Origin of the sequence: Vibrio sp. 10N.261.51.A4, assembly GCF_041471945.1 — a bacterium.
Classification (GTDB): domain Bacteria; phylum Pseudomonadota; class Gammaproteobacteria; order Enterobacterales; family Vibrionaceae; genus Vibrio; species Vibrio crassostreae_C.
On sequence record NZ_JBFRPJ010000090.1, the window covers coordinates 1 to 23,302 of the forward strand.

Below are 23,302 nucleotides of genomic sequence, written 5' to 3' on the forward strand. Positions count from 1 at the left end.
TTTAACTGATCGGCATTACCTATGTAGACGGTTTCTAATTTCGTTATAGCGGTTTTCAAGTTTATTGTAGTGTGAATGACAATTAGGCTTGAGAGCTTTAATTCAGCTTATTAGTCACGAACTCTTTGTTTCTGACCATTAGCCACATCAGGCCGCCTAGCGTACCGATGGATAATTGGATAAAGCCTAGGTTTTCAATCAGTGACTCTGGGCGGATTGAAACTAATACCATGCCAAGCGAGCCACAAATCATGCTGAAGAACTGTATCAGTGCGACGGCAGAGCCCGTGTCATGATCTTGTTGATTCAACATCAAGTTGGTCCCCGGTACTCGCATGATGATCGCCATTAATGTCGCTGGTGCAGCGATGAACATGAAGAACCAAGGGGACAGGTCGCCAATGGTTAGGGTGAAGATTCCCGCAAGCGCTAATAAAGCAAAACATCCTGAGATGACCTTTTGAACCGGCATTCGGTAGGACAACTTCATGTAAATTGTTGGACCAAATGAGGCGCACAGTGCATTGAATGCGAACGCGTAACTAAACTGTTGTTCGGTCAATCCAAAGTGATCGATGTAGATATAAGAACCCGCCGCAAGAAAGCCCATCAACGCCATCGGTATGATAGAGAAAATGACCAGCAGCTTGACGAACGAGCGGTTTTTCATGACCACGCCCATTCTTCCCCATGATCGGAATATAGAACCTTGGTATTTGTTTTCGAGTGTTTCTCGGTAGCAGCAAGCTAATACTGACGCAAATGCACCAAAAATGGCGAGCGTGACAAACATCATTCGCCAAGAAGCAATTTTCAGTAGAAAGGCACCAAATACAGGCGCAACCATTGGCGCGATGATCACCAGTGACATGATAGTCGCCATGATCTTTTCACGTTCTCGGCCGTCATAAAGATCTTTGACAATGGCGGTAGCGATAACGGTGATGGCGCTACCCGCAAAGGCTTGGAATACACGAGCGCCAATTAACTGTTCGATGCTATTGGTCATCGCACACAATATGCTCGCGACCATATAACCCGCTAATCCAATTAATAGGATCGGCTTACGACCAAATTTTTCGCTGAGCGGCCCCCAGAACAAAAGACCGATGGCGTAAGTAACGAAGTAGCTGCTCAGGGTTAGGTTGACCATTGATCGGTCAGTATTAAACACCTCGACCATCTGCGGAAGCGCAGGTAAGTAAAGGTCGATGGTCAATGGAGGGAAAGCACTTATTATGACGAGAAAAAATAGCATACCGGTCTTTCCCAGTACTGGTTGTGGTCTCTTCAAGGTGGCTCTCCGTTGTCCAAGATAGGTTTCTAATTGATGTGATATTGATATACAGAAGACTAAGGCACGTCAGACAAGAAGGATAGAGTCGTTCAAGAATATGGTGAAAGTATCGATGAACTTATCTCTATGAGTCCGAATCTACGAAGTCGGTCTGCGCACTGAATTGTATTACAAAACATTATTACTTTTATAGCTAACGAGTTCAATCAGTTAGTAGCAGGGTGGCTTGTAATCGCCAAAGACACATTGTAATGATTATCGACTTGCTTGTTATCTTTTCTTTGGCCGTTTTTCGACTAAACCGTTACGCTCTAAACCGCGTCTAACACTGCTGCATAGCTTACCAAAACGGCGCAGTTCTTCGAAGTTGGGGCCTTGGCCAATTGAAATACTGTGCTCCCAGTACATCAACTCACTGTCGACCATCTCTAGTAGCTTCTTAGAGCAACCCGAGCAGTTTCCTTTTGGCCCACAGATAAACGTCTCCGACTCATAAAGAGGGAGTTCATTTTTAACTTCTTCAATTAGGCTCAGCATTGCTGAATTTAGGTCTGGCTTTTTGTCTGTGAGTGGTTTCAAGCTTAGTGCTTGCGAAGCGATCACGGAAGAAGTAGTTGTGTTGGGTTGTATATTCAAAGCAGCTGATGACATATCAAAGGCCTCAAGGAGAGAAGAAGGTGGGCATGCTACTCTTCACAACAAAGTGAATCATGATGTAGTGCAATAAGCGTGGAGATATACCCAAAAGAGGTAGGAGCCACAAGCGGTGTGACTCCTTTTTTAAAGCTCTGTACTAATGAGAGATTTTAGAATTCAGCGTCGAACTGGAACTCCATCCACTCTTTGGTGACTGGGTGGTGAAGTGCAAGTCTTTCTGCGTGTAGGTGCAGTCGGTCGGCTTTGTTGCCGTATAAGCCGTCACCAACGATAGGCATGTGAAGCCCTTCTTCATGTGAACAGTGAACACGTAATTGGTGTGTGCGGCCCGTTTTCGGGTGCAGATAAACCTTTGTTGTGTCTTGGTTTCGCTCAATCACTTCCCATTTCGTTTCAGCTGGCTTGCCGTGTTCGAAGCAGACAATCTGACGAGGACGATCGTATAAATCTCCACGTAGTGGTAAGCGAACATAACCTTCATCTTGCTCTAAAACGCCTTCTATCATTGCCACGTAACGCTTCTCAACTTCACGAGTAATGAACTGCTTCTGTAGGCTTTTGTTCGCACGTCGTGTAAGCGCAAATATTAGAATGCCAGAGGTCGCCATATCCAAACGGTGGATAACAAATGGCCCTTCAACATCGGGGTGCATTTCTTGAACGCGTGTGTAGGCCGAGTCTTTAATGTTTTTACCCGGCACGGATAGAAAACCTGCTGGTTTGTGTACCACAACGATGTGATCGTCTTGGAACAGGATATCGAGGTCTTTTCCTTCTGCGGGGTTCTCTAGCAATGGGTTGGGATCGACTTCTAAGCCTTTCATCATGTGACCTAAAATCGGTACACACTTACTTTGGCAAGACGCGTAGTATTTCTTGTGTTTACGGATTTCCGATTTCGGTGAACGACCCCACCAAAATTCAGCCAGTGCCAATGGTGTGTAACCGTTCAAATACGCGTATTGCAGAAGTTTTGGCGCAGCGCATTCGCCAGAGCCTGCGGGTGGGACTTTATTTGGGGTGTCTTCAAAGATTTGGTTCAGATCTTCTGTGTGTCCCTCTGCATTTTTGAATGCGTATTTTGAGAACAGTTTGTGCTGAAGCTGATGAGAAAGGTGTGCTCTTTGCTCTTTTAGCTCAGCCAGTTGAGTGTTGAACACATCAACTTTAGCTTGCAACACTTGCAGGGTCTGTTCCCAGTTAAGTTTTAGGTACTTCTGCTGGTTCTTGTCGGCAACACTGGCTTTGTTTAGCTCATTATTTAGCTGTTCGAAAGCTTGCTCATCAAGGTTTTCTTTACCTTGTTCACGTTGTTCTTTACGCGTTTTTCGGCCTTCAATAATCAATAGACGTTGAGCTTCAATCTCTTGCTCGGCTTGCGCTTTTTGCTGTGCCAGTTGCTCGCACAATTCAAGGTATTCAGTATTTGCTTGCAGCGCTTTAAACTCAGCGTTGACAGCCATCATGTCGGCTGTGTCTTGATGGAAAAAGCTGTCGCTGCTGAGCATGTCGAACACGGGCGGTACAAAGTGAGGCAGTAGGTTTTGGTCGGCGATTTTCCCTGAAAAAGCAGAGAAGTACCCCAATTCACCTTCAGGGCTTTTCACCAATAACACACCAAACATTTTGCCGCGACCAGCGTCAGTATCAAGTCCGAAGTCATGCTGCCAGTCGGTTTGAGTTTCTAGATATTGTTGAAGCTGATGAGAAGCGATTTCACACAATGGGTGCGGTTCGTAGTAGAACGGGAATGTGAAACGCTCAGGCAACGAATATGACTCGATCGGCTGTTGAAAACGAGTGAAGCAATGCTCAGGTGTGTGGCTGTTTTCTGAGTCGTGCGTTGGTTTTGATGAGTGCATAGTCGTATTAATACTTATATCGTGGTGATAAATGGTTGTGAGTCTACTGTGTATGTTCAGAGACGTTAAACACAGTACAAGGCGGCGATTCTACTCTTTATCGAAAAGCGCCTCAAATAAGAAATAGTTCTATTACTGGATAGCCAAGCGACGAGCCTATGAGATATGGCTTGAACGCCATTAATTGATGAGTAACTTCTCGTTTTTAATCATAGAAGACAATTTAACAAACCAAGGGTGGTAGCCTTGCCGCCCTCTTATTAAAACTAAGGTAACGTTATGATTCCACTCAATACTTCGATTGTTTCCGGTGTCGCTATTTCAGAGAGCGACGGACAAATGAAAATGCTATTAATGAAGCGTGTTAAAGGTGAGTTTTGGTGTCACGTCGCAGGCTCGATTGAAGCGGGTGAAACAGGCTGGCAGGCTATCGTGCGCGAGTTTGAAGAAGAGACCCAAATTAAAGTGGAAGCTTTGTATAACGCGCAGTTTCTGGAGCAGTTTTATGAGGCGCACGTGAATGTGATTCAGCTAATCCCTGTGTTTGCGGTGCTATGCCCACCCAACCAAGCGATTGAACTGAATGACGAACACACCGAGTACCGCTGGTGTAATTTAGAAGAAGCAAAAGCGTTAGCGCCGTTCCCCAACCAACATGCCGTCTACGATCATATTTGGTCGTATTTTGTCGATAAGCCAGTCAATCCGCTTTATCGAGTGAAATTGAACTAATACTGGCTGTTTAAGATCTAGGACTTACCAAGGTAAGGGGCTAAAAAGGTGCTCACTTGCGCTTGGCATAACCCCACATCTACCTTCACACCGTGCGATTCAAGGATCGCAACACCACGACCATTATTGCGAGGGTCTGGGTCTAGCATCGCCACGACTACGTGTTTTACACCTGCTCTAACCAATGTATTGGCGCAAGCGGGAGTTCTGCCAACAAAAGAGCATGGCTCTAAAGTTACGTAAGCGGTAACCCCCTCCATTGTTCCGTCCGTTTTGTCGTTATAACTATTCAGTGCTTCAACCTCGGCGTGGTTTCCGCCGACTTTTTGCGTGTACCCAACAGACACCACCTTATCGTTCTTCACCAAAACGCAGCCTACTGGCGGGTTTGGTTGGCAATCGGGTAGGGCTTGGCGCGAAGCTTCAAGTGCTTGCAGCATATATTGTGGGTTCATGATCGTTACTCAGTATGACGAGGGCGCAGCAGTTGGTGAAGTGCGCGTTTGGTTTGAGAAGTGGGGCATGTTCGATCTGATTGGGTTTTTAGTCAATGGTTTTAGCGTTTGAATTCGACAGCTGGTTAACTGTGACTCATCGTTAACTTGGGCCACTGGGTTAGCCAACCTTTGGATTGCACTCTTTGATCAAAGATATCTCGGCTACGCTTTGGATTGGGTGTGATTTGCAAATCAAACAAACTCTCTAAGCCAAAGGCAGAAATACACTCGATGTTTCCATGGAGGCTTTGTTTCACGGCGACGGCGGTTTCTTTCTCTGGCCAATAACTCATCGCATCCAATGAGCCTTGGTAAGGTTCATCCCCATTTCTAGTGTGCATGTAGGCTTGATTGCGAACTTGCCAATTCAGTTCGGGTAACCGTTGTTTAAGCTGAGCCTCGTATCTAAGATCCGATTCGTAAGAGGTATCAATGGGATCAAAGTAGATCACATCAATATCATTGAATGGAGTCGGGGAGGCATAACCATGCTGGTGATCCCAAACGAGGTTTCTCACAAAGCCCGCAGCGACATAACACTGCGGCAAATCCAACTGAGCGACACAGTCTAAAACCTTCATTCGTAAGGGATCTTGTTTGATCAACGTGACGATGCGTTTGGCTAGCGGATGTATCATTATGATGTCGGAACATCAGTGACTTGGTAATGACGTGTCACGTTCTGGGAGATTTCACCCCATTCAGAGGCTTTTACTCGCTGTTGGTGCATTTCGAATGCTTCTCGGCTAGTGAATTCTTCATACACTTCAAAGCGATTAGGTTGAAGCGTGCTTTGACTGACTCGAAACACAATACAACCAGGTTCTTCTAGTGTCAGTTCTTTGTGCACAACCAAGGCATGTGTCACTGCTTCTAGGTCGTTGTCTGGCACTAGAATATGCCCTTGCAGAATTACTTTACTCATAATTACGTCCATTTAATTACGTCTATTTAATTTGGTCCATTACGGCTTTTTTCTATCAAAAGCTCTATCCGTTACAAACATAATCCCATTTTGATGTTGTAACGTATAGGCTAATGTGGCGATTATTAGTTCACATTGAATGTATTTTTTAGTTACACCGTAACTTTAAAGGTGATGTAATCAACAAATGATAAGACACTGGAACTAAATCAGCGTTGGTCCGGTCTATTAAATTAGTATCATTGAACTGTATTGATACTGAAATGAATTTGTCATCTGAGAGAACTAACCTCAATTTTGAACAGCGGCTCATAGGATTGATTTGAGCCATAGTTGATATCTAGGTCGTACTTTGATGTAAATGGTACTCAAAACTCTATATATTTTGTGATTTGTATCATTGATCTGGGCATCAAACACCGTTAGATTCGAATAGTTGGCAATAAAAATAGCTCATGAAGAGCAGTTAAAGAAAAGGAAATATCCCTTATGAAAAAAATGAGAAGAGCACAGCTTCATCGCGTTCGTATCCAATACTGGAAAGACACGTCAAAAGAAGCATCAAAGAAATAAGCTTTAATCGTAGAGCTTTAAAAGCTGAAAAGCTTAATCAAATGTAAAACGCAACAAACTGATTTCATTAGCACTCTCAAGGACCTTCATCTGGTCGGCGACTAACGAAATCATCCCCAAAGAGCTGGCAGGCATTAACAACAATGCAATTCAATGTCAGCTCATTAATACCTCCTCTAAGTTTATCTTCGTTTGTTAAACCTGCTACCCCAAACTAAAGCTTGTTCCTTGTTCCTTGTTATCGCATCCCTGTACTCGTTAACGTCTTGATAATAAAAAAGCTCCCGATTTCTCAGAAGCTTTGATTTAGATTTTGATATCTGATGTGACTGCCCGATAAAGGCTCGTGCTTAGGATAGACTCTAACGTTGGAACAGCGTCTTTAAGCTCACATCGTCCGTTCTATTTAGCTTTAGGCTCAGTAGATAGCCACCAACACCGATCAGTGCGTAAATACCTAAAGATAAAATCGGCGCTTCTGCAATCGCACTTAATGGGTTGCTTGCTATGAGTACATTCATTGGTAATGACGCGATGAGAGATAGGAAGTCATTGATGCCATAGAACCCAAACACTGCGACAGAGAGGAACTTAATCGCATAGCTTGAGATGAAAATGACAAGCAATGGAGAGTTTACCAGCTGCGAAATCGCTAGAGTGACGGTTGCCAGTGGCAATAAAACCAGTGCAACTAACATCATTCGTCCAAAAAACACGACCCAGTTGCTCAGCACATAAAACAGAGATTGTTGTTCAACCAATAGCGCCAGTTGTTGCTCACTTGAGACGTTCAATATCCAGAATAGAAAATCTGCGAACAGCACTAACAATGCACAGATAGCCGGAATCACCACTAAACCGAAGCCTAGCTTCACGCCGTGAGTCATTGCATTTGATACCGGCATACTTCTCCAAAACATTGAACTGCCTTCTTGGCGTTCTTTACGCAGCGTTTTAGGGATGTAAAGCGTTGACAGGATCAGTGAAATAAGGCCTGCGCCAAAGTAGATCACTGAGTTGAGATCTTGTGCGAACTCTCTGTGGATGTCGCTTACGTCACCGTTCACTTGCATTTCAAAGAAAAACTCATGTTGCGCTGCGCCATTAAAGAACAGACCAACGAACAGTAAGAAACCACATAACGCGACAAACAGAGGCAATCGAGTGTTAACTTTGTGCTCGATGAGTTCTTTTTCTAGCATGTAAAAACTTGGATGCATTATGCCTTCTCCATCTGTGTTGCAAGGAATAGATCTGCGAGACCAACGTTATAGATGTTACCCAGTGATTCAACCTGCGCTTTGTATTGACCTTCCAATAACCACTTAGTAGTGCCTAGCCCTGATTGTGAGGTCAGTGGGTTGAGTTTCTGAATCTCGCTTGAATGGTTGTTTGCGACTTCAATAATGAAATAGTCGCTCTCGATGTCTTCCATGCTTTTTTGCAGTACACAATGACCTTGCTTCAAAATCAGTACATCCGTTAAGAGGTGTTCAATTTCTGAAACCTCATGGCTTGCAATGATCATGGCGCGTTCACCGTCGTGGAACCATTCTAGTAGGTGGCGATAAAAAGTATCGCGGTACAGCAAATCTAAGCCCAGTGTCGGCTCATCTAAGATCAACACTTGAGTGTCAGTCGCGATGATGATCGCAAGGTGAAGTTGTACCTTCATTCCCTTAGAAAGCTGCTTGATAGTCGAAGAGAGCTTGATGTTGGTGCTGCTTAATGTCTGTTCTGCTTTTTGCTTGTTGAAGCTAGGGTGCACACCTTGTGTGTATCGAAGCAGTTGTTTAACCGTCATCCACTCTGGTAACACGTTAACATCTGAGATGTACGACAAGTGCTGCATGAGCTCTGCGTGCTGGTGGATAGGGTGGTAGCCGTTTACTTCAATCTCACCTTGATAGTTGTGTCCACCAAGCAGTGATTTGATCAGTGTCGATTTCCCTGCGCCATTATGGCCCAGCAGTCCAAGCACTTGCCCCGGTTTTAACTCAAAGCTGATGTTCTCGACACCCACTTGATTTGAATAGGTTTTGGTTACGTTTTTCACGGAAAGTAAAGTACTCATGACTTGTCCTTTATATGTTGTGCTAGCTGTTTCACGAGTTCTTCGACACTCATATCAATGATGCCTAGCGTCTCAGCGATGGCTGGGATCTGTGTGTTGATGAATGATTGGTGTGCAGACTCTTTCAATTTTTGAAGTGCCCCTTCGGCCACATACATGCCTTGGCCGCGTTTTTTCTCTACCAAGTCTTCATCCACCAGTAACTGATAGCTTTTCATGACAGTAAGGTGGTTGATCTTGAGATCGGCAGCAACCGCACGCACAGAGGGTAATGCTTGTTGCTCTAACCAAACACCTTGAAGAATTTGGTCACTGATCTTTGAGGCAAGCTGCCTAAAAATCGGTTGGTCGTCTTTCCATTCGGTCATAATTAAAACTGCATGGTGATATACATGTGTATAACACTAACCTTTTTATTCGAATTGGCAAGGGTTTTATGAAAATGGATCGGATATTTTTATAGTTGGATAAAGCATGTTTGGCGGGGAGGGTACTTGAAGCCCACATCCTTGTGGGCTTCAAGCAGCTGTATGAGCGATGATTATTTGAATAGGCAATGGTTGCTCGTCAAGGTTTCTATTAGGGGGGGGGCTATTGCTCCTCTGAGTCATTGGGCTGGCTATACAGATAGCCTTGATGTAAGTTGTAGCCTAGCTGACACAAGATATATTGCTGCCTGCGCGTCTCGACACCTTCATAAATCATCGTGATATTTGATAAGCGTCCAATCTCAGAGATATTAAGCAATACACCCTGATGGTGCTCTCCTGACTCGATATCCTTAACAAAGCAACGATCCAGTTTTAGATAGGCCGGAGAGATAACATTGATGATTTCGATGTTGTTATTGCCCGTACCAAAGTCATCCAGAGCGATAGTGATACCAAGCTTTTTGATATCCTTAATGTTATCGATAACCTCACATCCATAGCCAATGTTCGAATATTCAGTAATCTCGACGACAAATTCATTCGCTTCCATCGCGGCCAAATGCTCTCTGAGCCTTGCGAAGTTCGATCCCACCAAAGCACTCGGACACACGTTGACACCATAGATCTCATGGCTGTTGTTTAACTTCGCTTTTCTGACTGTCTCGATGAGTAAAATAGTATGAAAGGTGAGTAAATTGGTGCGTCTCATGGTGTTGATGAAGCTTAAAACGCCAACGTTACGCACACGAGATAACAACTCGTAGTAGAGAACGCAGTTGTCTTCGGTGTTGATGATCGGCTCTTCTTCAAAGGAGATGTGTTTCCAACGAAACAGGTAGATCACGAAACCCAGAATATAGGAGCGATAAAGCAGGGTGGCGAGTATCAGAGAAAGCGCAATCCATAGTGCAACAATGTCGTCACTGTAGAAGGTGATGGTTGCACCCGTTGGTAGGGAGGTTTGATAGATAGATTTACTCTCTTCGCCAAGGTTTAAGATGTGGTAACCATTCTTCTGGATGGAAATCGAATCGACTAATAGAGGCAATAGTGAGTTCTTGTATCGAGCTTCGATAGATCGTTTAGATATTCGAGCAACCATCTCAATGTCGTGCTCGGTATCCATGAAGCGTGAATAGGCAAAGTCAGCACTATCGTAGAAGTCGTCTAATTGATTGAGCTCTATCATCTTAGAACGTGTTTTAGAGATATAGCAGGAGTCATAAGGTGTGGTCATGACGACAGAATCAAGGTTGAGCGAGTGCCTTAGCGAGTGCACAGCCCCGTGGCTATCGCAACCGTAGTCCATGACTTCTGCGGCAATGTGTTTGGTGTTCTCACTGTATTCATTCGCAATCTTCGTCGTATAAAGGATTTGGGAAAAGTAGACAACGAATAGGAAAAAGGAAGAGATGGTGAACACGGCTATCAGAGCCTTAATCAGCTCTCGATGATAGGTGTTGAACATCAGTTTCAACATCTCGAACTGGCTGGGCTTGAACTGGTTGATGTCGTACTTAGGTGCGATACGGTTGGTTGAGCTTTTATCGAGATCGATAAAGTAACCTACCTTATAAAGGTTAGAGATAAGTTCGCTATTATTATCTACCTTCGCTTTTTTGCATAAGCTTCGATATTTCTTTCTTATAGAAGCAATAATGTTTTTTAACGCGTATAAGCTAAACTCTTCGTCAAAGTGTAATTTAAAAGATTCTTCAACATCTCGTGCAGATTGAGGGTTTGATATTGACGAGTGTTCAATAAGATATTTGAAAACAAAACTCTCTTTACTATTAAGAGTTTCCTCTGATATCTTATTACTGTCTCTTTTTATGTATATTTTTTCTTCATTGTAGATCAGTTGCAAGCTCTCATTATTGTTATTTATATTGAAAGAACAGTGCATAGCTCAACTCCTAAGCGATAGTTATTATATTTGTGTGATGGATATGTGATGGCTGGGATTTTCATTCAACACAAGAGTTCGATCTAAATAATATAACCAAAATGTCACCATTTTATCTCAAGATGTTGATACTAATCGCAGAATTTGGGCTTTAATGAAAGGTTATGGAGATGTTCACCCAAAAGTTGAATTTATAAATGAAAGCCAATGATTTACAAGGGGTAAAGGGGATTTATCCATTTGTTTTGGTATTTATCCATTTCACCGCATCTATGTGGAAGGTTTAGCTACTGGATTTAGAGGTTTCTAATGTAGCTTTTGATGGTATTCATTCGGTTTATTGATGTGTGAGATTTATCAGAATTTTTCAGGATAAACTTAGATTATGTCAATTTATGTAATGTTAATATAATTTAATTGAGACATTATTTTAGTAATTGAATTATATCGTTAGATGATGGCACTGATAATATTGTATTTTGAGTTTGCTTTATTTGTATTGTTACGTCTTATTAAATAATGAAATTTTTAGGTGGGAAGTTTTAGATAGCACGAGGATGCTATTTTTATTTATATATTTATACCTATCTATTTATGAAAGATGTTTAATCAAAACACTGTTGATATATATCAGACATGCACCTATGTAGATCTTTATAGGCTAATTATAAAAAATAAGATATGAATAAGGTTCATGTTATAACGTAAACAGCACTTAAAAATGTAAGTAGCAACAACTTAACCCTATTCGTATTATTTTTGAACAAATTTATCGTAACCACATGATATTCAAAGAGCTGTCTCGATGGTTTAGATCTAACTTCTGAATGAGTAAAATCGTTGAGTATTTAACATGCGCCATCAAGTACGACGATTTGAGGTTCTTTTTCTGGTTGATAGAGTACCTGACAAAAGTCACCTTCAGGTGAATAGGTGTAGCTATCTGCGTCAAAAGAGATAGCAGCTACTCTTTCGGCATTGCTGCCAGAGTCTACTTCTTTGTTGATGACATGAAGCTCTGTTGCGTCGATATTGAGCAGTCTTCTTAGTGAGTCAACATAGGCGATTGGGTAACCATGACAAACGTAGTAGGTCTCAATCTCCGTCTTTTCAACATAGTTGCACTCATCCTCAACGCCAGCAATCGCAGACTTGGCGTAGATCATATCGATACCCGTGCGAAGGTTACCAGCCACATCATGTATTTTACTCGCCCGAGCACTTCCTTGAACGTCTAAGAACTTGACCATAGCTGTCGCCGAAACGATCGCTAAAATTAATACAGAGATGATGAGTTCTAAAAGAGTGAAGCCGTTTTGTCTGTTCATGGTTACCGATTATTTGCTCTGCTAAAGGGACGGAATGAGGGTAATCTAAATACCAAAGTCATTACAGTTAGTCGGTATAATGGTTTGGTGTTTTATTGTGTGAATTTCTAAGTAATTTTCTTTATAAACAATAGCTTAATTATTTCCTCTTACTGTTAAACGCTATGTAAGCATACGTAAGCGTACACACCCACAGCAGCCGATTGTTTAGGAAGTATTCAAACGACTTAATTTATTGATAAATAAGTCTTTAATTGTAGGATTGTCGACCATTCAAAAACTGACTTTCGACTTCATTTGAGGGAATTGGTTTACTAAATAAAAATCCCTGAAGATACTGGTATCCACAATCGATTAAGAACGCTTTTTGCGTTTCGGTTTCGACACCTTCAGCAACCACTTTTAGCCCCAATTTTTCACAGATAGCATGGGTGGCTTGGACAATCGCTTTGCTCCCTTTGTGTGAACCGTGGACGAAGCTTTTATCGAGTTTCACGGTGCTAATCGGTAAGTCATGCAACATCGACAGTGACGAGTAGCCTGTGCCAAAGTCATCAAGGTGAAGCTCTACGCCCAATTTAGAAATATCGCTTAACGCTTGCCTGACTTCACCATGCTTGAAGATCATGGAAGATTCGGTGATCTCAAGGGCGATGCTTTGAGGTTGGATATTGTAGAAGTTCAACATTGCTAATAGCTGCTCGGCAAAGGTCGCGTGCATCTGAATACTCGAAATATTGATACTCATCATCAACTCACTATCAAACTCACGTTGCCATATCGATAGCTGTTTGAGTGCAGAGTTCAGAACCCATTTCCCGAGCGGTACAATCTGCCCCGTCTCCTCCGCTAAGCTAATAAACTCATCAGGGCCTATGTTACCTAGCTCTTTGTCTGACCATCGAAGCAAGGCTTCAAACCCTTTCACCTTGTCGCTGTTGGTGTTCATGATCGGTTGATAGTGAAGGTTGAGATCGTCGTTTTCTATGGCGCGTGCCAGTCGATGGCGGATCTCTACTTTGCGATGCAGGGTTTGTGCTAAGTCTGGGGTAAACGTTTGGAAGCGGTTTCGACCATTCGCTTTTGCAAGATGCATCGCCATACCCGCTTGCTTTAGCAATGTTTCTTGGTCAACCGCGTTATCAGGGAAATGCGCGGTACCTATGCTGCAACCGACAGATAAACTGCCGATGCCTCTGATATGGAAACTTCGGTTTAAGGCATCAATGATGCGAGAGCAAAGTAGTGGGATATTTTGATTTCGGCAGGTGTGGGCAATCACAATGAATTCGTCGCCACCAAATCGCCCTATCATGCATTTCTCATCAACCAACTGTTTAAGGCGTTCACCAACCTGTTTGAGTCGTTGGTCTCCGACAGTGTGCCCATAAGTGTCATTAACTAATTTGAAGCCATCAAGGTCGACAAACATCAATTCAAACGGTGAGCGATAGGCAATGCTGGTTTCTAGAAGGTTGCTGATCCCACGGCGATTATAAAGCTCCGTTAAACAGTCGTGTTCTGCGTTGTATCTGGCTTTTATCAGCTTCTCTTTTTGCTTTGTTGTACAGGTTAGGTTTAGCAGCAGTTCGCTTTTATCAAAGAGCCACTTTCCTTGCACATCAAAATGGTGTGCTCTGAAGGAGGAAACCTTGATAAACCAAGGCGCACCGGTTGTTGGTTCTCTATTCTGTAAACGTGTATGTACAAAATTGATTACTATGTTTTGCGTACGGTAAATGTAGGGCTCTGATTCCAATATTGATGATCTATGACCAGTATATATACTGCCTTCGCTTTTAATAAATACTGGTGATAGGAATGTCGAAAACCAAAGTGCTCATTGTTGAAGATGACCAAGAGATAGCTCGTCTAACGACGCTTTACCTCGAAGCTGAAGGTTACAATGTTAGCGTTGTTCATGAAGGGAACTTGGCACTTGAAGCGATCCGTAGTATTGAACCTGATTTAGTGCTGTTGGACTTGATGCTTCCAGGGATGAGCGGCGCGCAAATTTGCCGTCAAGCCCGTGAGTTTTACAATGGAATGATTTTAGTGCTAACGGCTTCCGCCGATGAAATGAGCGAGGTCAGCTTGTTTAAATTTGGTGCGGACGATTACGTTGCCAAACCGATTCGTGGCCATGCCTTGTTAGCGCGAATTGAAGCGTTATTGCGTCGAGCGACTCCCGTAAAAACTGCGCAAGAAACTACGGCTGAAAAACAGTGCGATATTGTAATCAACAGCTCTGCTCAAAGTGCCACGCTCTACGGCCAAAACCTCAAGCTTACTTCTGCTGAATTTGAAATCTTAAACCTTCTCGTTAATAACATCTGTCAGGTCGTGACTCGAGACCAGTGCTGTCAGTTATTTAGAGGGATAGATTACGCGTTCAACGACCGCTCGATTGATATGCGCGTGTCTGGGTTACGCCGAAAGCTGCGCATTCACGCAAAAGACAAACAGTTGATTCGTACGGTTCGCAACAAGGGGTACATGCTGGTTGCGTAAGTTCATTGCTACGAAGCTTCGCTCGGTTTCGATGTTTGCTCGCTTATACCTTGGGATTGTGACTGGGATGTCGGCAACGATATTTTTGTTCTTGAACCTTGGTGAGGGGCACATGCGACGCACCGAGATCGAAACCTTCCTCAATGATGGCATCTACTTTGCGGAGCAGTATGTTCGTCAACACAATCAAGAAAACTCTCTCTATAAAGAGCTCGATAGAACAGGCTACCAACAATTTTATATCTTCAATTTACGCCTGTTGGAGAATTGGTCGGGCGAGGCGCCTTGCCAACAATGTGAGTTATACACAACCTTAAACGGTGTGCCGATATATCTAAGTGATGACAACCTCTATTCGACCGTGTTTCAGCTACCAAACTCTAAATTCAGTTTTGGGTTCAGTGAGGTAGGGGACTTTTTCTCTCCTGACATTGAATGGTACGAAGACTCAGAACGACACTTTTTGTTAGGGCTGTTGTTGGCTGTGATTGTGGCGATTGGAGCAAGTGTTTACTTACCTGTGAGGCGTTTTCAAGAAAGAATAGAGTTGCTCGTCGAGAAGCAGAAACAGTTTGGTAAGGGCAAGCTTAGTACTCGATCTGACATGGACGACATCCATCCTGTTTCTGATTTGGCCAGCAGTTTTAACTTCATGGCTGAAGAGATCGAAAGCAAAGTAAAACAAAGTCATATTTTCGCTCAAGCTATCCCACACGAAGTACGAACTCCGCTAAGTCGTATTCAACTGGCGACCGATATCCTAAGAAGGGGAGCCCCCGATAATCATCAGGTTCTTTTCGATGACATTGATACCTACATTGAGGATATCAACGAGCTCACGTCAGAAATCATCATGCTGTCGAAGTTGAATGTCATGGATAACTCTTTCTTTGAGCTCGTTAAAGTGACCTCCGATCTTCGTGAGTATTGCCTAGACCGAATTCGTTACTCGAAACTAGACAATGCCACCTTTGAATCTAAGGTACAGCTAGAGTGCAAGATTAAGTGTGATTGCTCAATGGCACGCTTGGTGTTCGATAACGTTCTCAAGAATGCGGGTAATTACACACAAGACAAAGTGTGGATGACGCTGGATGAGAACTCAGAAAACTGGCTGGTGGTGATTGAAGACAATGGTTCTGGAATACCAGAGAATAAGCGTGATGAGGTATTCCTTCCGTTCTCTCGACTAGACTCAAGCAGAACGTCGACCAACGGTGGATTGGGGTTGGGCCTCGCGATTGCTCTATCGGCGGCTAAAAAACTTTCTTGGGATATCAAAATCGACGACAGCAACCATGGTGGTGCCAAGTTCAGTATCGTGATTCCTAAGATCGCATAAACTGTAGCTTTAAGAACTCTTCAGGCTCGTCAAATAACAAAGCCACGGACTAATACCGTGGCTTTTCCATATTCCGATTTACAAGCTAGTGACTTCTTAGTACTACTGCTTAGAGCTTAGAGCTTAGAGCTTAGAGCTTAGAGCGATGAAGTCCATAAATAGCGTGGTCTACGATGCGGCCATTCAAGTTCTCGTTACGAGTTATAATACCTTCTAACGTGAAATGTAAGCGCTCACAAACCTTACGGCTGCTTTGGTTACCGGTTGCGGCTGATATCTCTACCTTTTCCATATCTAACTCATTGAAAGCAATATCAATCAGCTTCTGGACAACGCGCGTCACAATCCCCTTTCCTTGGTATGTCTCAGATAACCAATAACCTATCGTCACCTTTTGCTTATCATGATCAATAGTATTGAAACTGCAGTTACCGACGACCTTGTCTTGATACACGATCGCACAGGTCATGCTTTTCCCTTCCGCATAATCGTGTAGCGAGCGTTGGATGAAGATCCTAAAGTCTTGCTCGGTTTTACAATGTGGCGGCCACACGAGCCATTGACTTAGGTACTCATTCTGGCTTTGTGAGATTTCCGCGTAGTGAGAAGCGAAGCTCTCTTCAACCAATGCGATGGAGAGTTCGTTGTCGATAACCGTTTTAAACATGTCTTTCCTTTTCTTATGGCTGCTTATTTAAGCGAATCTTAGTCGGCAGGCTATAATGTCGCATGATTTTTAATATGCAACCATTTGTAGCACGGATTTTTCGTGATACGTTGGTTCTATCACGAAACTCATTAAACCTTACAATAGTTGTGTATATAATCATTAGCTATGCATTAGTATTAGCGGCCTAAATATATAAAAAATATAAAAATGCTAGGCTTAAATAATGAATCAACATTGCCAGGACGTGACCGTGGACCTAAGGAAGGCTCTATTCGGTATTGCTAAGGCGCTTGATAACGTCGGTTTCGAAAGTAAAAATCATGGACAGAGAGTGGGCTATATCGCGTATCGATGTGCTCTGAGTGTGGGGTGGGAAGAAGAGCAAGCGCAGCTCGCGTTTTCGTTAGGCTTGATTCACGACTGTGGTGTCTCGCAAATTGATGAACAGCTCAGTTTAACGTCTGGGTTTGTACCTGACTCAAGCTATCACCATTGTCAAAAGGGCTACCAAATCTTAAAAGAGTGCCCAGTTCTTTCTATATTTGCTAAGCCGGTTCTTTATCACCATACTCCGTGGTCTGAGCTAAGGGCTATTCATATCAGCGAGTTAGAAAGAGAACTAGCTGCCATCGTGATGCTTGCCGATAGAGTCGATTATCTATACGGCATAACCTCTTCTGATCGTTATGGAAACCTAACACCAGATGGCAAAGCGAGCATCATTGAACGTTTGACTGAACAAGCGGATGAGATGTTCGAAACCAACCTTGTGCAACACATGTGCGAGTTGGTTGATTTGGATGACTTCTGGTTTTCTATGGAGATTCCATACCTCGAGAACATGAGGGATAACTTTGAACCTGTGCCATTTTTCTCCCAGCAAATGTCGCTGGATGAGACGGTGGCCTTTGCCGAGTTTATCGCCAATGTTGTTGATACCAAAAGTTCGTTTACCTTTAAGCACTCTTTAAAGGTTGGGCAGCTTTCAGAATACCTCGCCAAACAGCTGGGTTATTCCTACACCACTCAGCGCAAACTCTATCTGGCTGGGTTAGTCCATGATATCGGTAAACTGCAAACCCCTAATGACATTCTGCATAAGCCGGATTTACTCACTGAAGAAGAGTATTGCTGTATTAAACGCCATGCAACGGACACTCGATTCGCATTGCAGGAGTTGTTCAGTTCACCTCAGGTTTGTCAGTGGGCATCTGATCATCATGAAAGGTTAGATGGTTCGGGTTACCCAATGGGAAAAACGGCGGAAGAGTTGGATCAACCCAGTCGAATTGTTGCTGTGGTGGATGTGTTTCAAGCGCTAACTCAGTCTCGACCTTATCGTGGAGGCATGACGTTAGAAGAGACTCTCGCTATTTTGAGGGACCACGTTGATAACTTTAAGTTGGATCGAGAAGTGTTTGAGTGCCTTAATAAACACGCGCAATATTGCTTTGAATTATCGACAGACAAACGAATGTACGCGTTTTAACGCCACTGAATGCTTTCTAGGTGTGATGCCTTAACTCATATTCGATGAGAAATGACCAAGCACCAGAAACAGAAAAGCGATAGCCGAGGCTATCGCTTTTTTCATGGGGGCTTATCAGGATCTTTATATCGAGATTAGTATCGTTTTAAGATCTCGATGATCGCTTGCTCAGTTTCCGCTGCGATGATGGCATCGATGTCATCATCATTTTGGAACAACTCTGATAGCGCCATAATCGTATGGATGTGGCTATCTGAGTCCATCGCTGCCAGAGTAATCGAAAGGTAAACGTCACCGTTGTCTTCTGACTCTAAATCAACACCCTTCTTGAATACCGTTACTTGCAGTGATGCTTCGTTCACACCATCTTCAGGGCGAGCATGAGGCATCGCAATTTTTGGTGCCAGAACATAGTACGCGCCGATGTCCTTGTGCTTTTGCTTGATAGCTTCAACATAGCTTGCTTCGATTTTGTTGCTTGCTAGCAGTGTTGAACAGGTCACATCAATCGCTGCATCAACCGTTAGGTTTTCTTCAGAGTTGATGATAACGCCTTGGTTACCAATTAAATCGAATAAGCTCATGAAACAATCCACCCTAGAATCAGGCCAACTACACCGAAGTCGAAGTCAGCAAATGTTGTTGCTTCAAGACCAAGGCCACCTAGAACTGGAAGAAGTAGCATTGGTAGGAAAGAGATACATAGACCTTGTGTGAATGAACCAAGAATTGCACCACGTAGACCGCCAGTTGCGTTACCGTAAACGCCCGCTGCACCACCTACGAAGAAGTGAGGAACAACGCCCGCGACTATGATTGTCCAGCCAAGAGCGCCTTGAACTGCCATTGCTAGTAGGCCAGCAGCGAAAGAACAAAGGAAGCCGATAAGTACCGCGTTTGGTGCTACAGGGAATACCATTGGACAGTCTAGAGCAGGTTTCGCACCCGGTACTAGCTTGTCAGAGATACCTTTAAATGCAGGAACGATTTCAGCAATCAGCATCTTCACGCCTTGCAGTACGATGTAAACACCACCTGCAAACACAAGAGACTGCATGAAGGTGAATACTACCCAGTTTTGACCGCCTGATACTGTTTCAACAAAGTCACCACCAGCAACAATAGAAGCAAACATGAAGAAGATAGCCATTGTTGTTGCTACAGCAACTGGCGTATCACGCAGGAACATTAGGCTCTTAGGTACGTTGATGTCTTCTGTTGATTTTGAAGTGTCACCAAACTTGCTACCAATGTAACCCGATACTAAGTATGAGAACGTTGAGAAGTGACCCATCGCCAACTGATCAGTACCCATCACTTTCTCTGTGTATTTTTGAGCAAGTGCAGGCATGATAACCATCAGTGAACCCACAATGATCGAGCCGATTGCAACGAGAGCAGTGCCTTCGATGTTAGCTGTAGACAGGATTACCGCTACCAGCATAGACATGAACATTGTGTGGTGACCCGTTAAGAAAATATATTTTAAAGGTGTTAAACGAGCCAATAAAATATTCACAACGAATGCGAAGAACATAATTAGAGCCATTTCATAACCGAATGCTTCTTGCGCTAGTGCAACAATTGCTTCGTTATTTGGAATAACACCACTTACGCCGAATGCTTCAGTAAATACAACAGAGAAGTTATTTAGTGCGCCAACAAGAGCGCCAGCACCAAAACCTAAAATTAGGAAACCCATTACGGTTTTAATTGTGCCTTTTAGAATGGTAGAAACATCTGCTTTTTGTGCAACCAGGCCGATAAAAGCAATTAAACCTACCATGATCGCCGGCTCTTTTAATAAGCCGAGCATGAACTCGAAAAAGTTTTGCATAATTTTGACCTTACATGAAAGTTTTTAGTTGTTCTTCAATAGATGCTTTGTCAAAAATATTTTTAAGGCTGATGATATTCTCTTTACCAGCGTCTTTTAGTTGGTTTGCAACGTCTGTTGCTGCAACCCAAATATCCGCATTGCTTGATGCTGCAGATGATAGATCTTCGTGATCAACTTCTGCTTCGAAACCGATTTTTTTAGCGACTTCTTTTACTGCCATTTCCATCATTAGAGAAGTACCAAGGCCGTTACCGCAAACTACAAGAATCTTTTTCATAATATTTGTCTCAATTGGATTTTAGGGGTTGAGAAACTTCGTTCTCTTATTGTGTGAGAGCATAGTAATGGAAGTATTCAGATTTCAACAAGATCCCCATCACAAAACTAAAATGAGATTGTGATGGATATCTCGTTAATTTGTAGTAAAGATCCAGAGTGAGACTTTGATCAAATTTAACTTTTCACTCGAATATGCAACGTATTTTATTGAGAAAGGCAGGCTTAACTAGTTTTTATATTAGAATATAAATCTATAGAGGCTTTATTGTTGAAAACAGAGAGTTAATCGTATCGACCGTAATCGGTAAGCATTTTCTTAAGCATGCTATTAACGTCTTTGGTCTTTTTATTTCTTTTAGTCAGTTCGCTAAGAGAGGTTGGTTTTGGGGAGGCAATATTTTCACTGTCGACTTCTTCTTTTTTATCTTTCATTTTCTGTACGGCAGGCAATAACATTCTAATTTCTTCGTTATTGGCATTGGTCAGTACCACAATATTTTCAGATTCAACTTGAGTAATGGTTAGTATCCCGTGTTTAACCGATTCAACCTTTTCACCAATCATAATTGATTCAGGCGCGACAGAACGATCGGTGAGTTGACCTGTACGTAATTTCGCCGCACTGATAGCGCGGATATTTCCAGTATTTTCAAACGCGACAATAACAGTATAGGTATTATAATATTCAACTATTGTCACATAGCCGTGTCTATTTGTTTTGAATCTAGCTCCATTGTTCATGTCGTGCGGAGCTTCCATTTTCTTCACGTGTTTCCTCTCTTAGTCTCGATGGCTGTTATATCTAATCAGCTCTATTGGTATTTTATAGATAATTATTTGGTGAGGTCATACAAAGTATATACGCATCTAAACTTAAGATGAATCTTGAAGTCTCGGGAAATGAGGCAGAGCACAGAAAAGTAGTAAGAATCACACAGAATTAACCGAGTGATTACGCTCACACACTTAAAGACTTAACATTACAAATTCAACTCCCTACAGATTGTTTACAGTTTTGAAGCTCGAAAACGACGACAAACAATACATTTTGCTTAATCCTTGATCGCGCGATCGTTTGCGTTAAAAAATGTGATGAAAGTCTCACTTAACTGTTTATACTTCTCTTCCGGTTTTAAGCCGGTGCTTAGCCAATACAAGCCGTCACATGGATATGTGAATGACCCCACGGACCGGACCAGCTACGTTCCACTGCTTGTATAAGGTGATTTTTTACATGAACAACTCGTTGTTACATTCGCTAACCCTGTTAGCTCCTTCATCGCGTAGCGTTTTGCTTGCGGTTCTTTGTCCTGTTCCTTTGATGTCATTTGCTTGGCTCATGTTCACTCTTTAAGGATTACTAGGACACATTATGAATATTCTATTTGGTTTTGTCGGTGTTCTTGCACTGATTGCTTGCGCGTACCTGTTATCTGAAAGTCGTTCTTCAATTAACTGGAAAACGGTCTCTCGTGCACTATTACTTCAAATCGGTTTTGCAGCCTTAGTATTGTATTTCCCTTGGGGACAACTGGCGTTAACAAGCCTAAGCAATGGCGTTTCGAGTTTGCTTGGTTTTGCAGACGTTGGTATCGCTTTCCTATTTGGTGATCTGGCTACTGAAGGTTTCATTTTCGCGATTCGCGTACTTCCAATCATTATCTTCTTCAGTGCTTTGATCTCTGCGCTCTATTATTTAGGCGTTATGCAGAAAGTGATTCAAATCTTGGGCGGAGCGGTGCAAAAACTGCTGGGTACAAGTAAAGCTGAATCTCTGGTTGCTACAGGTAATATCTTCCTTTCTCAGGGTGAGTCTCCTCTTCTTATTCGTCCCTTTTTAAAGTCTATGACTCGTTCGGAACTGTTTGCTGTAATGGCAGGTGGTATGGCGTCGGTAGCGGGTAGTGTACTTGGTGGTTATGCTGGCCTTGGTGTTGAGCTTAAATACCTTATCGCTGCAAGCTTTATGGCGGCTCCGGGCAGTCTGTTAATGGCGAAGATCATTGTTCCTGAGCGCAGCACACCAAGTGATTACGACCATATCGAACTAGATAAAGCTGACCAAAGCAACGTGATTGATGCATTGGCAAGCGGCGCGATGAACGGTATGAAGGTTGCGGTAGCGGTTGGTACTATGTTGGTTGCATTCGTGAGTGTGATTGCGATGGTCAACACTGGCCTAGAAAGCCTAGGTGAGACGTTCGGTTTTGCGGGTATTACGCTACAAGCTATCTTTGGTTACCTGTTCTCGCCTCTTGCATGGCTGATCGGTATCCCAAGTGACGAAGTATTGATGGCGGGTTCTTACATCGGTCAGAAGATCGTTATGAACGAGTTTGTTGCTTTCATCGACTTCGTTGAGAACAAAGCTCTGTTATCTGAACACAGCCAAGTGATCGTGACTTTTGCTCTATGTGGCTTTGCTAACATTGGTTCTATCGCGATTCAGTTAGGTTCAATCGGTGTTATGGCACCAGAGCGCCGTGCTGAAGTTGCAAACTTAGGTTTGAAAGCTGTAGCTGCTGGTACGCTAGCAAACCTAATGAGTGCATGCTTAGCGGGTATTTTCATCCTGCTTTAAGCTATATTCAGTTAAAGCGGACACTTTACTTACAGAGTTAACGTAAGGAGGGTGTCCGCTTTTTTGTGCCTGTTAATCAGGCGAAATCAGGTTTTGGCCGTCGACTGTGATTTGTCTATCGTGAGTAAAAGCTCACTCGGAAGAGTAATAGAGCCAGTTCCTTTTATCCGATATACTTGAATATCATCAGGTTGCGATTAATAACATTCGGCTTCGATTAAGAACATTCGATTTCGATTGAGAATATTCGGTTCCGACTAAGCATATCCGCTTTCGATTAGGAACAATGGCAACCAAGCTAAATTAAT

The 23,302-nt window shown here is 43.0% G+C and carries 21 protein-coding genes and 1 pseudogene; 5 read left to right on the forward strand and 17 right to left on the reverse strand.

The features are described 5' to 3' along the window. Positions 1 to 97: 97 nt before the first annotated feature. From AB4384_RS19275 to AB4384_RS19285, 3 genes are all read right to left on the reverse strand, one after another. Positions 98 to 1,258 carry a multidrug effflux MFS transporter gene (locus AB4384_RS19275; RefSeq protein ID WP_065677369.1) on the reverse strand — a complete coding sequence of 387 codons (1,161 nt, stop codon included), beginning with the start codon at positions 1,256 to 1,258 and terminating at the stop codon, positions 98 to 100. Between the two features lie 309 nt (positions 1,259 to 1,567). After that, positions 1,568 to 1,948, reverse strand: a complete 381-nt coding sequence (locus tag AB4384_RS19280) for a hypothetical protein (protein ID WP_076676346.1) — start codon at positions 1,946 to 1,948, stop codon at positions 1,568 to 1,570. 155 nt (positions 1,949 to 2,103) lie between these two features. After that, complete coding sequence (locus tag AB4384_RS19285; protein WP_372129979.1) at positions 2,104 to 3,816, reverse strand: pseudouridine synthase; 1,713 nt, start codon at positions 3,814 to 3,816, stop codon at positions 2,104 to 2,106. 279 nt (positions 3,817 to 4,095) lie between these two features. Here AB4384_RS19285 and AB4384_RS19290 point away from each other — a divergent pair, with 279 nt between their 5' ends. Further along, positions 4,096 to 4,548 (forward strand): NUDIX pyrophosphatase, encoded by a 453-nt coding sequence (locus AB4384_RS19290; RefSeq protein WP_017060581.1) that lies wholly within the window; start codon positions 4,096 to 4,098, stop codon positions 4,546 to 4,548. 17 nt (positions 4,549 to 4,565) lie between these two features. On the opposite strand, the gene AB4384_RS19295 is transcribed toward AB4384_RS19290, so the two are convergent. From AB4384_RS19295 to AB4384_RS19335, 9 genes and pseudogenes are all read right to left on the reverse strand, one after another. After that, on the reverse strand, positions 4,566 to 5,003 hold the full coding sequence (locus AB4384_RS19295) for a bifunctional diaminohydroxyphosphoribosylaminopyrimidine deaminase/5-amino-6-(5-phosphoribosylamino)uracil reductase RibD (protein ID WP_372129980.1): 438 nt from the start codon (positions 5,001 to 5,003) through the stop codon (positions 4,566 to 4,568). A 125-nt stretch (positions 5,004 to 5,128) separates the two neighbouring features. Continuing rightward, entirely contained in the window at positions 5,129 to 5,683 is a 555-nt protein-coding gene (locus tag AB4384_RS19300; protein ID WP_108207690.1) for a nucleotidyltransferase family protein, read from the reverse strand. Beyond that, entirely contained in the window at positions 5,683 to 5,970 is a 288-nt protein-coding gene (locus AB4384_RS19305; RefSeq protein ID WP_017060584.1) for a putative quinol monooxygenase, read from the reverse strand. Before AB4384_RS19305 ends, AB4384_RS19300 begins: the two co-directional genes overlap by 1 nt. 935 nt (positions 5,971 to 6,905) lie before the next feature. Further along, entirely contained in the window at positions 6,906 to 7,763 is an 858-nt protein-coding gene (locus AB4384_RS19310) for a hypothetical protein (protein ID WP_017083226.1), read from the reverse strand. Continuing rightward, the gene (locus tag AB4384_RS19315) at positions 7,763 to 8,617 is read right to left on the reverse strand and encodes an ABC transporter ATP-binding protein (protein WP_017079596.1); all 855 of its coding nucleotides are present in this window, start codon (positions 8,615 to 8,617) and stop codon (positions 7,763 to 7,765) included. Before AB4384_RS19315 ends, AB4384_RS19310 begins: the two co-directional genes overlap by 1 nt. Next, a complete protein-coding gene (locus AB4384_RS19320; RefSeq protein ID WP_017079597.1) occupies positions 8,614 to 8,985 on the reverse strand; it encodes a GntR family transcriptional regulator in 372 nt (123 codons plus the stop codon). The genes AB4384_RS19315 and AB4384_RS19320 overlap by 4 nt, the downstream gene beginning before the upstream one ends. A gap of 223 nt (positions 8,986 to 9,208) precedes the next feature. Then, a complete protein-coding gene (locus AB4384_RS19325; RefSeq protein ID WP_372129981.1) occupies positions 9,209 to 10,954 on the reverse strand; it encodes an EAL domain-containing protein in 1,746 nt (581 codons plus the stop codon). Between the two features lie 848 nt (positions 10,955 to 11,802). Beyond that, positions 11,803 to 12,282 carry a type II secretion system protein gene (locus AB4384_RS19330; protein WP_372129982.1) on the reverse strand — a complete coding sequence of 160 codons (480 nt, stop codon included), beginning with the start codon at positions 12,280 to 12,282 and terminating at the stop codon, positions 11,803 to 11,805. A gap of 250 nt (positions 12,283 to 12,532) precedes the next feature. Next, positions 12,533 to 13,921, reverse strand: a pseudogene (locus tag AB4384_RS19335) (putative bifunctional diguanylate cyclase/phosphodiesterase); the annotation flags it as partial. Positions 13,922 to 14,103: 182 nt separating this feature from the next. Here AB4384_RS19335 and AB4384_RS19340 point away from each other — a divergent pair. Next, entirely contained in the window at positions 14,104 to 14,793 is a 690-nt protein-coding gene (locus AB4384_RS19340; RefSeq protein WP_017060591.1) for a response regulator transcription factor, read from the forward strand. Beyond that, positions 14,786 to 16,135: a sensor histidine kinase gene (locus AB4384_RS19345; protein ID WP_372129983.1), complete on the forward strand. Its 1,350-nt coding sequence runs from the start codon at positions 14,786 to 14,788 to the stop codon at positions 16,133 to 16,135. The genes AB4384_RS19340 and AB4384_RS19345 overlap by 8 nt, the downstream gene beginning before the upstream one ends. A 130-nt stretch (positions 16,136 to 16,265) precedes the next feature. Here the strand turns inward: AB4384_RS19345 and AB4384_RS19350 are convergent, their stop codons facing one another. Continuing rightward, positions 16,266 to 16,802 (reverse strand): GNAT family N-acetyltransferase, encoded by a 537-nt coding sequence (locus AB4384_RS19350; RefSeq protein WP_050633186.1) that lies wholly within the window; start codon positions 16,800 to 16,802, stop codon positions 16,266 to 16,268. Positions 16,803 to 17,028: 226 nt separating this feature from the next. On the opposite strand from AB4384_RS19350, the gene AB4384_RS19355 reads away from it, so the two are divergent. Further along, positions 17,029 to 18,294, forward strand: a complete 1,266-nt coding sequence (locus tag AB4384_RS19355) for an HD-GYP domain-containing protein (protein WP_102320601.1) — start codon at positions 17,029 to 17,031, stop codon at positions 18,292 to 18,294. A gap of 134 nt (positions 18,295 to 18,428) precedes the next feature. Here the strand turns inward: AB4384_RS19355 and AB4384_RS19360 are convergent, their stop codons facing one another. The 4 genes from AB4384_RS19360 to AB4384_RS19375 form a co-directional block, all read right to left on the reverse strand. Beyond that, on the reverse strand, positions 18,429 to 18,878 hold the full coding sequence (locus AB4384_RS19360) for a PTS sugar transporter subunit IIA (protein WP_017070990.1): 450 nt from the start codon (positions 18,876 to 18,878) through the stop codon (positions 18,429 to 18,431). Next, on the reverse strand, positions 18,875 to 20,131 hold the full coding sequence (locus tag AB4384_RS19365) for a PTS ascorbate transporter subunit IIC (protein ID WP_017064873.1): 1,257 nt from the start codon (positions 20,129 to 20,131) through the stop codon (positions 18,875 to 18,877). The genes AB4384_RS19360 and AB4384_RS19365 overlap by 4 nt, the downstream gene beginning before the upstream one ends. 10 nt (positions 20,132 to 20,141) lie before the next feature. Then, complete coding sequence (locus AB4384_RS19370) at positions 20,142 to 20,411, reverse strand: PTS sugar transporter subunit IIB (protein ID WP_017064872.1); 270 nt, start codon at positions 20,409 to 20,411, stop codon at positions 20,142 to 20,144. A 284-nt stretch (positions 20,412 to 20,695) separates the two neighbouring features. Continuing rightward, the gene (locus tag AB4384_RS19375; protein ID WP_372130012.1) at positions 20,696 to 21,172 is read right to left on the reverse strand and encodes a hypothetical protein; all 477 of its coding nucleotides are present in this window, start codon (positions 21,170 to 21,172) and stop codon (positions 20,696 to 20,698) included. 613 nt (positions 21,173 to 21,785) lie between these two features. Between AB4384_RS19375 and AB4384_RS19380 the strand changes: the two genes are divergently transcribed. Next, positions 21,786 to 22,994, forward strand: coding sequence for a NupC/NupG family nucleoside CNT transporter (locus AB4384_RS19380; protein ID WP_102320600.1), 1,209 nt, complete (start codon positions 21,786 to 21,788; stop codon positions 22,992 to 22,994). Positions 22,995 to 23,302: the final 308 nt, after the last annotated feature.

What these genes read in the sequence shown, in the direction of transcription:
- AB4384_RS19295 (WP_372129980.1), bottom strand. Translation starts at nt 5,003, where the DNA reads ATGAACCCACAATATATGCTGCAAGCACTTGAAGCTTCGCGCCAAGCC.
- AB4384_RS19315 (WP_017079596.1), bottom strand. Translation starts at nt 8,617, where the DNA reads ATGAGTACTTTACTTTCCGTGAAAAACGTAACCAAAACCTATTCAAAT.
- AB4384_RS19375 (WP_372130012.1), bottom strand. Translation starts at nt 21,172, where the DNA reads ATGGAAGCTCCGCACGACATGAACAATGGAGCTAGATTCAAAACAAAT.
- AB4384_RS19320 (WP_017079597.1), bottom strand. Translation starts at nt 8,985, where the DNA reads ATGACCGAATGGAAAGACGACCAACCGATTTTTAGGCAGCTTGCCTCA.
- AB4384_RS19330 (WP_372129982.1), bottom strand. Translation starts at nt 12,282, where the DNA reads ATGAACAGACAAAACGGCTTCACTCTTTTAGAACTCATCATCTCTGTA.
- AB4384_RS19310 (WP_017083226.1), bottom strand. Translation starts at nt 7,763, where the DNA reads ATGCATCCAAGTTTTTACATGCTAGAAAAAGAACTCATCGAGCACAAA.
- AB4384_RS19280 (WP_076676346.1), bottom strand. Translation starts at nt 1,948, where the DNA reads ATGTCATCAGCTGCTTTGAATATACAACCCAACACAACTACTTCTTCC.
- AB4384_RS19290 (WP_017060581.1), top strand. Translation starts at nt 4,096, where the DNA reads ATGATTCCACTCAATACTTCGATTGTTTCCGGTGTCGCTATTTCAGAG.
- AB4384_RS19360 (WP_017070990.1), bottom strand. Translation starts at nt 18,878, where the DNA reads ATGAGCTTATTCGATTTAATTGGTAACCAAGGCGTTATCATCAACTCT.
- AB4384_RS19355 (WP_102320601.1), top strand. Translation starts at nt 17,029, where the DNA reads ATGAATCAACATTGCCAGGACGTGACCGTGGACCTAAGGAAGGCTCTA.
- AB4384_RS19340 (WP_017060591.1), top strand. Translation starts at nt 14,104, where the DNA reads ATGTCGAAAACCAAAGTGCTCATTGTTGAAGATGACCAAGAGATAGCT.
- AB4384_RS19365 (WP_017064873.1), bottom strand. Translation starts at nt 20,131, where the DNA reads ATGCAAAACTTTTTCGAGTTCATGCTCGGCTTATTAAAAGAGCCGGCG.
- AB4384_RS19300 (WP_108207690.1), bottom strand. Translation starts at nt 5,683, where the DNA reads ATGATACATCCGCTAGCCAAACGCATCGTCACGTTGATCAAACAAGAT.
- AB4384_RS19305 (WP_017060584.1), bottom strand. Translation starts at nt 5,970, where the DNA reads ATGAGTAAAGTAATTCTGCAAGGGCATATTCTAGTGCCAGACAACGAC.
- AB4384_RS19350 (WP_050633186.1), bottom strand. Translation starts at nt 16,802, where the DNA reads ATGTTTAAAACGGTTATCGACAACGAACTCTCCATCGCATTGGTTGAA.
- AB4384_RS19325 (WP_372129981.1), bottom strand. Translation starts at nt 10,954, where the DNA reads ATGCACTGTTCTTTCAATATAAATAACAATAATGAGAGCTTGCAACTG.
- AB4384_RS19275 (WP_065677369.1), bottom strand. Translation starts at nt 1,258, where the DNA reads ATGCTATTTTTTCTCGTCATAATAAGTGCTTTCCCTCCATTGACCATC.
- AB4384_RS19370 (WP_017064872.1), bottom strand. Translation starts at nt 20,411, where the DNA reads ATGAAAAAGATTCTTGTAGTTTGCGGTAACGGCCTTGGTACTTCTCTA.
- AB4384_RS19380 (WP_102320600.1), top strand. Translation starts at nt 21,786, where the DNA reads ATGAATATTCTATTTGGTTTTGTCGGTGTTCTTGCACTGATTGCTTGC.
- AB4384_RS19285 (WP_372129979.1), bottom strand. Translation starts at nt 3,816, where the DNA reads ATGCACTCATCAAAACCAACGCACGACTCAGAAAACAGCCACACACCT.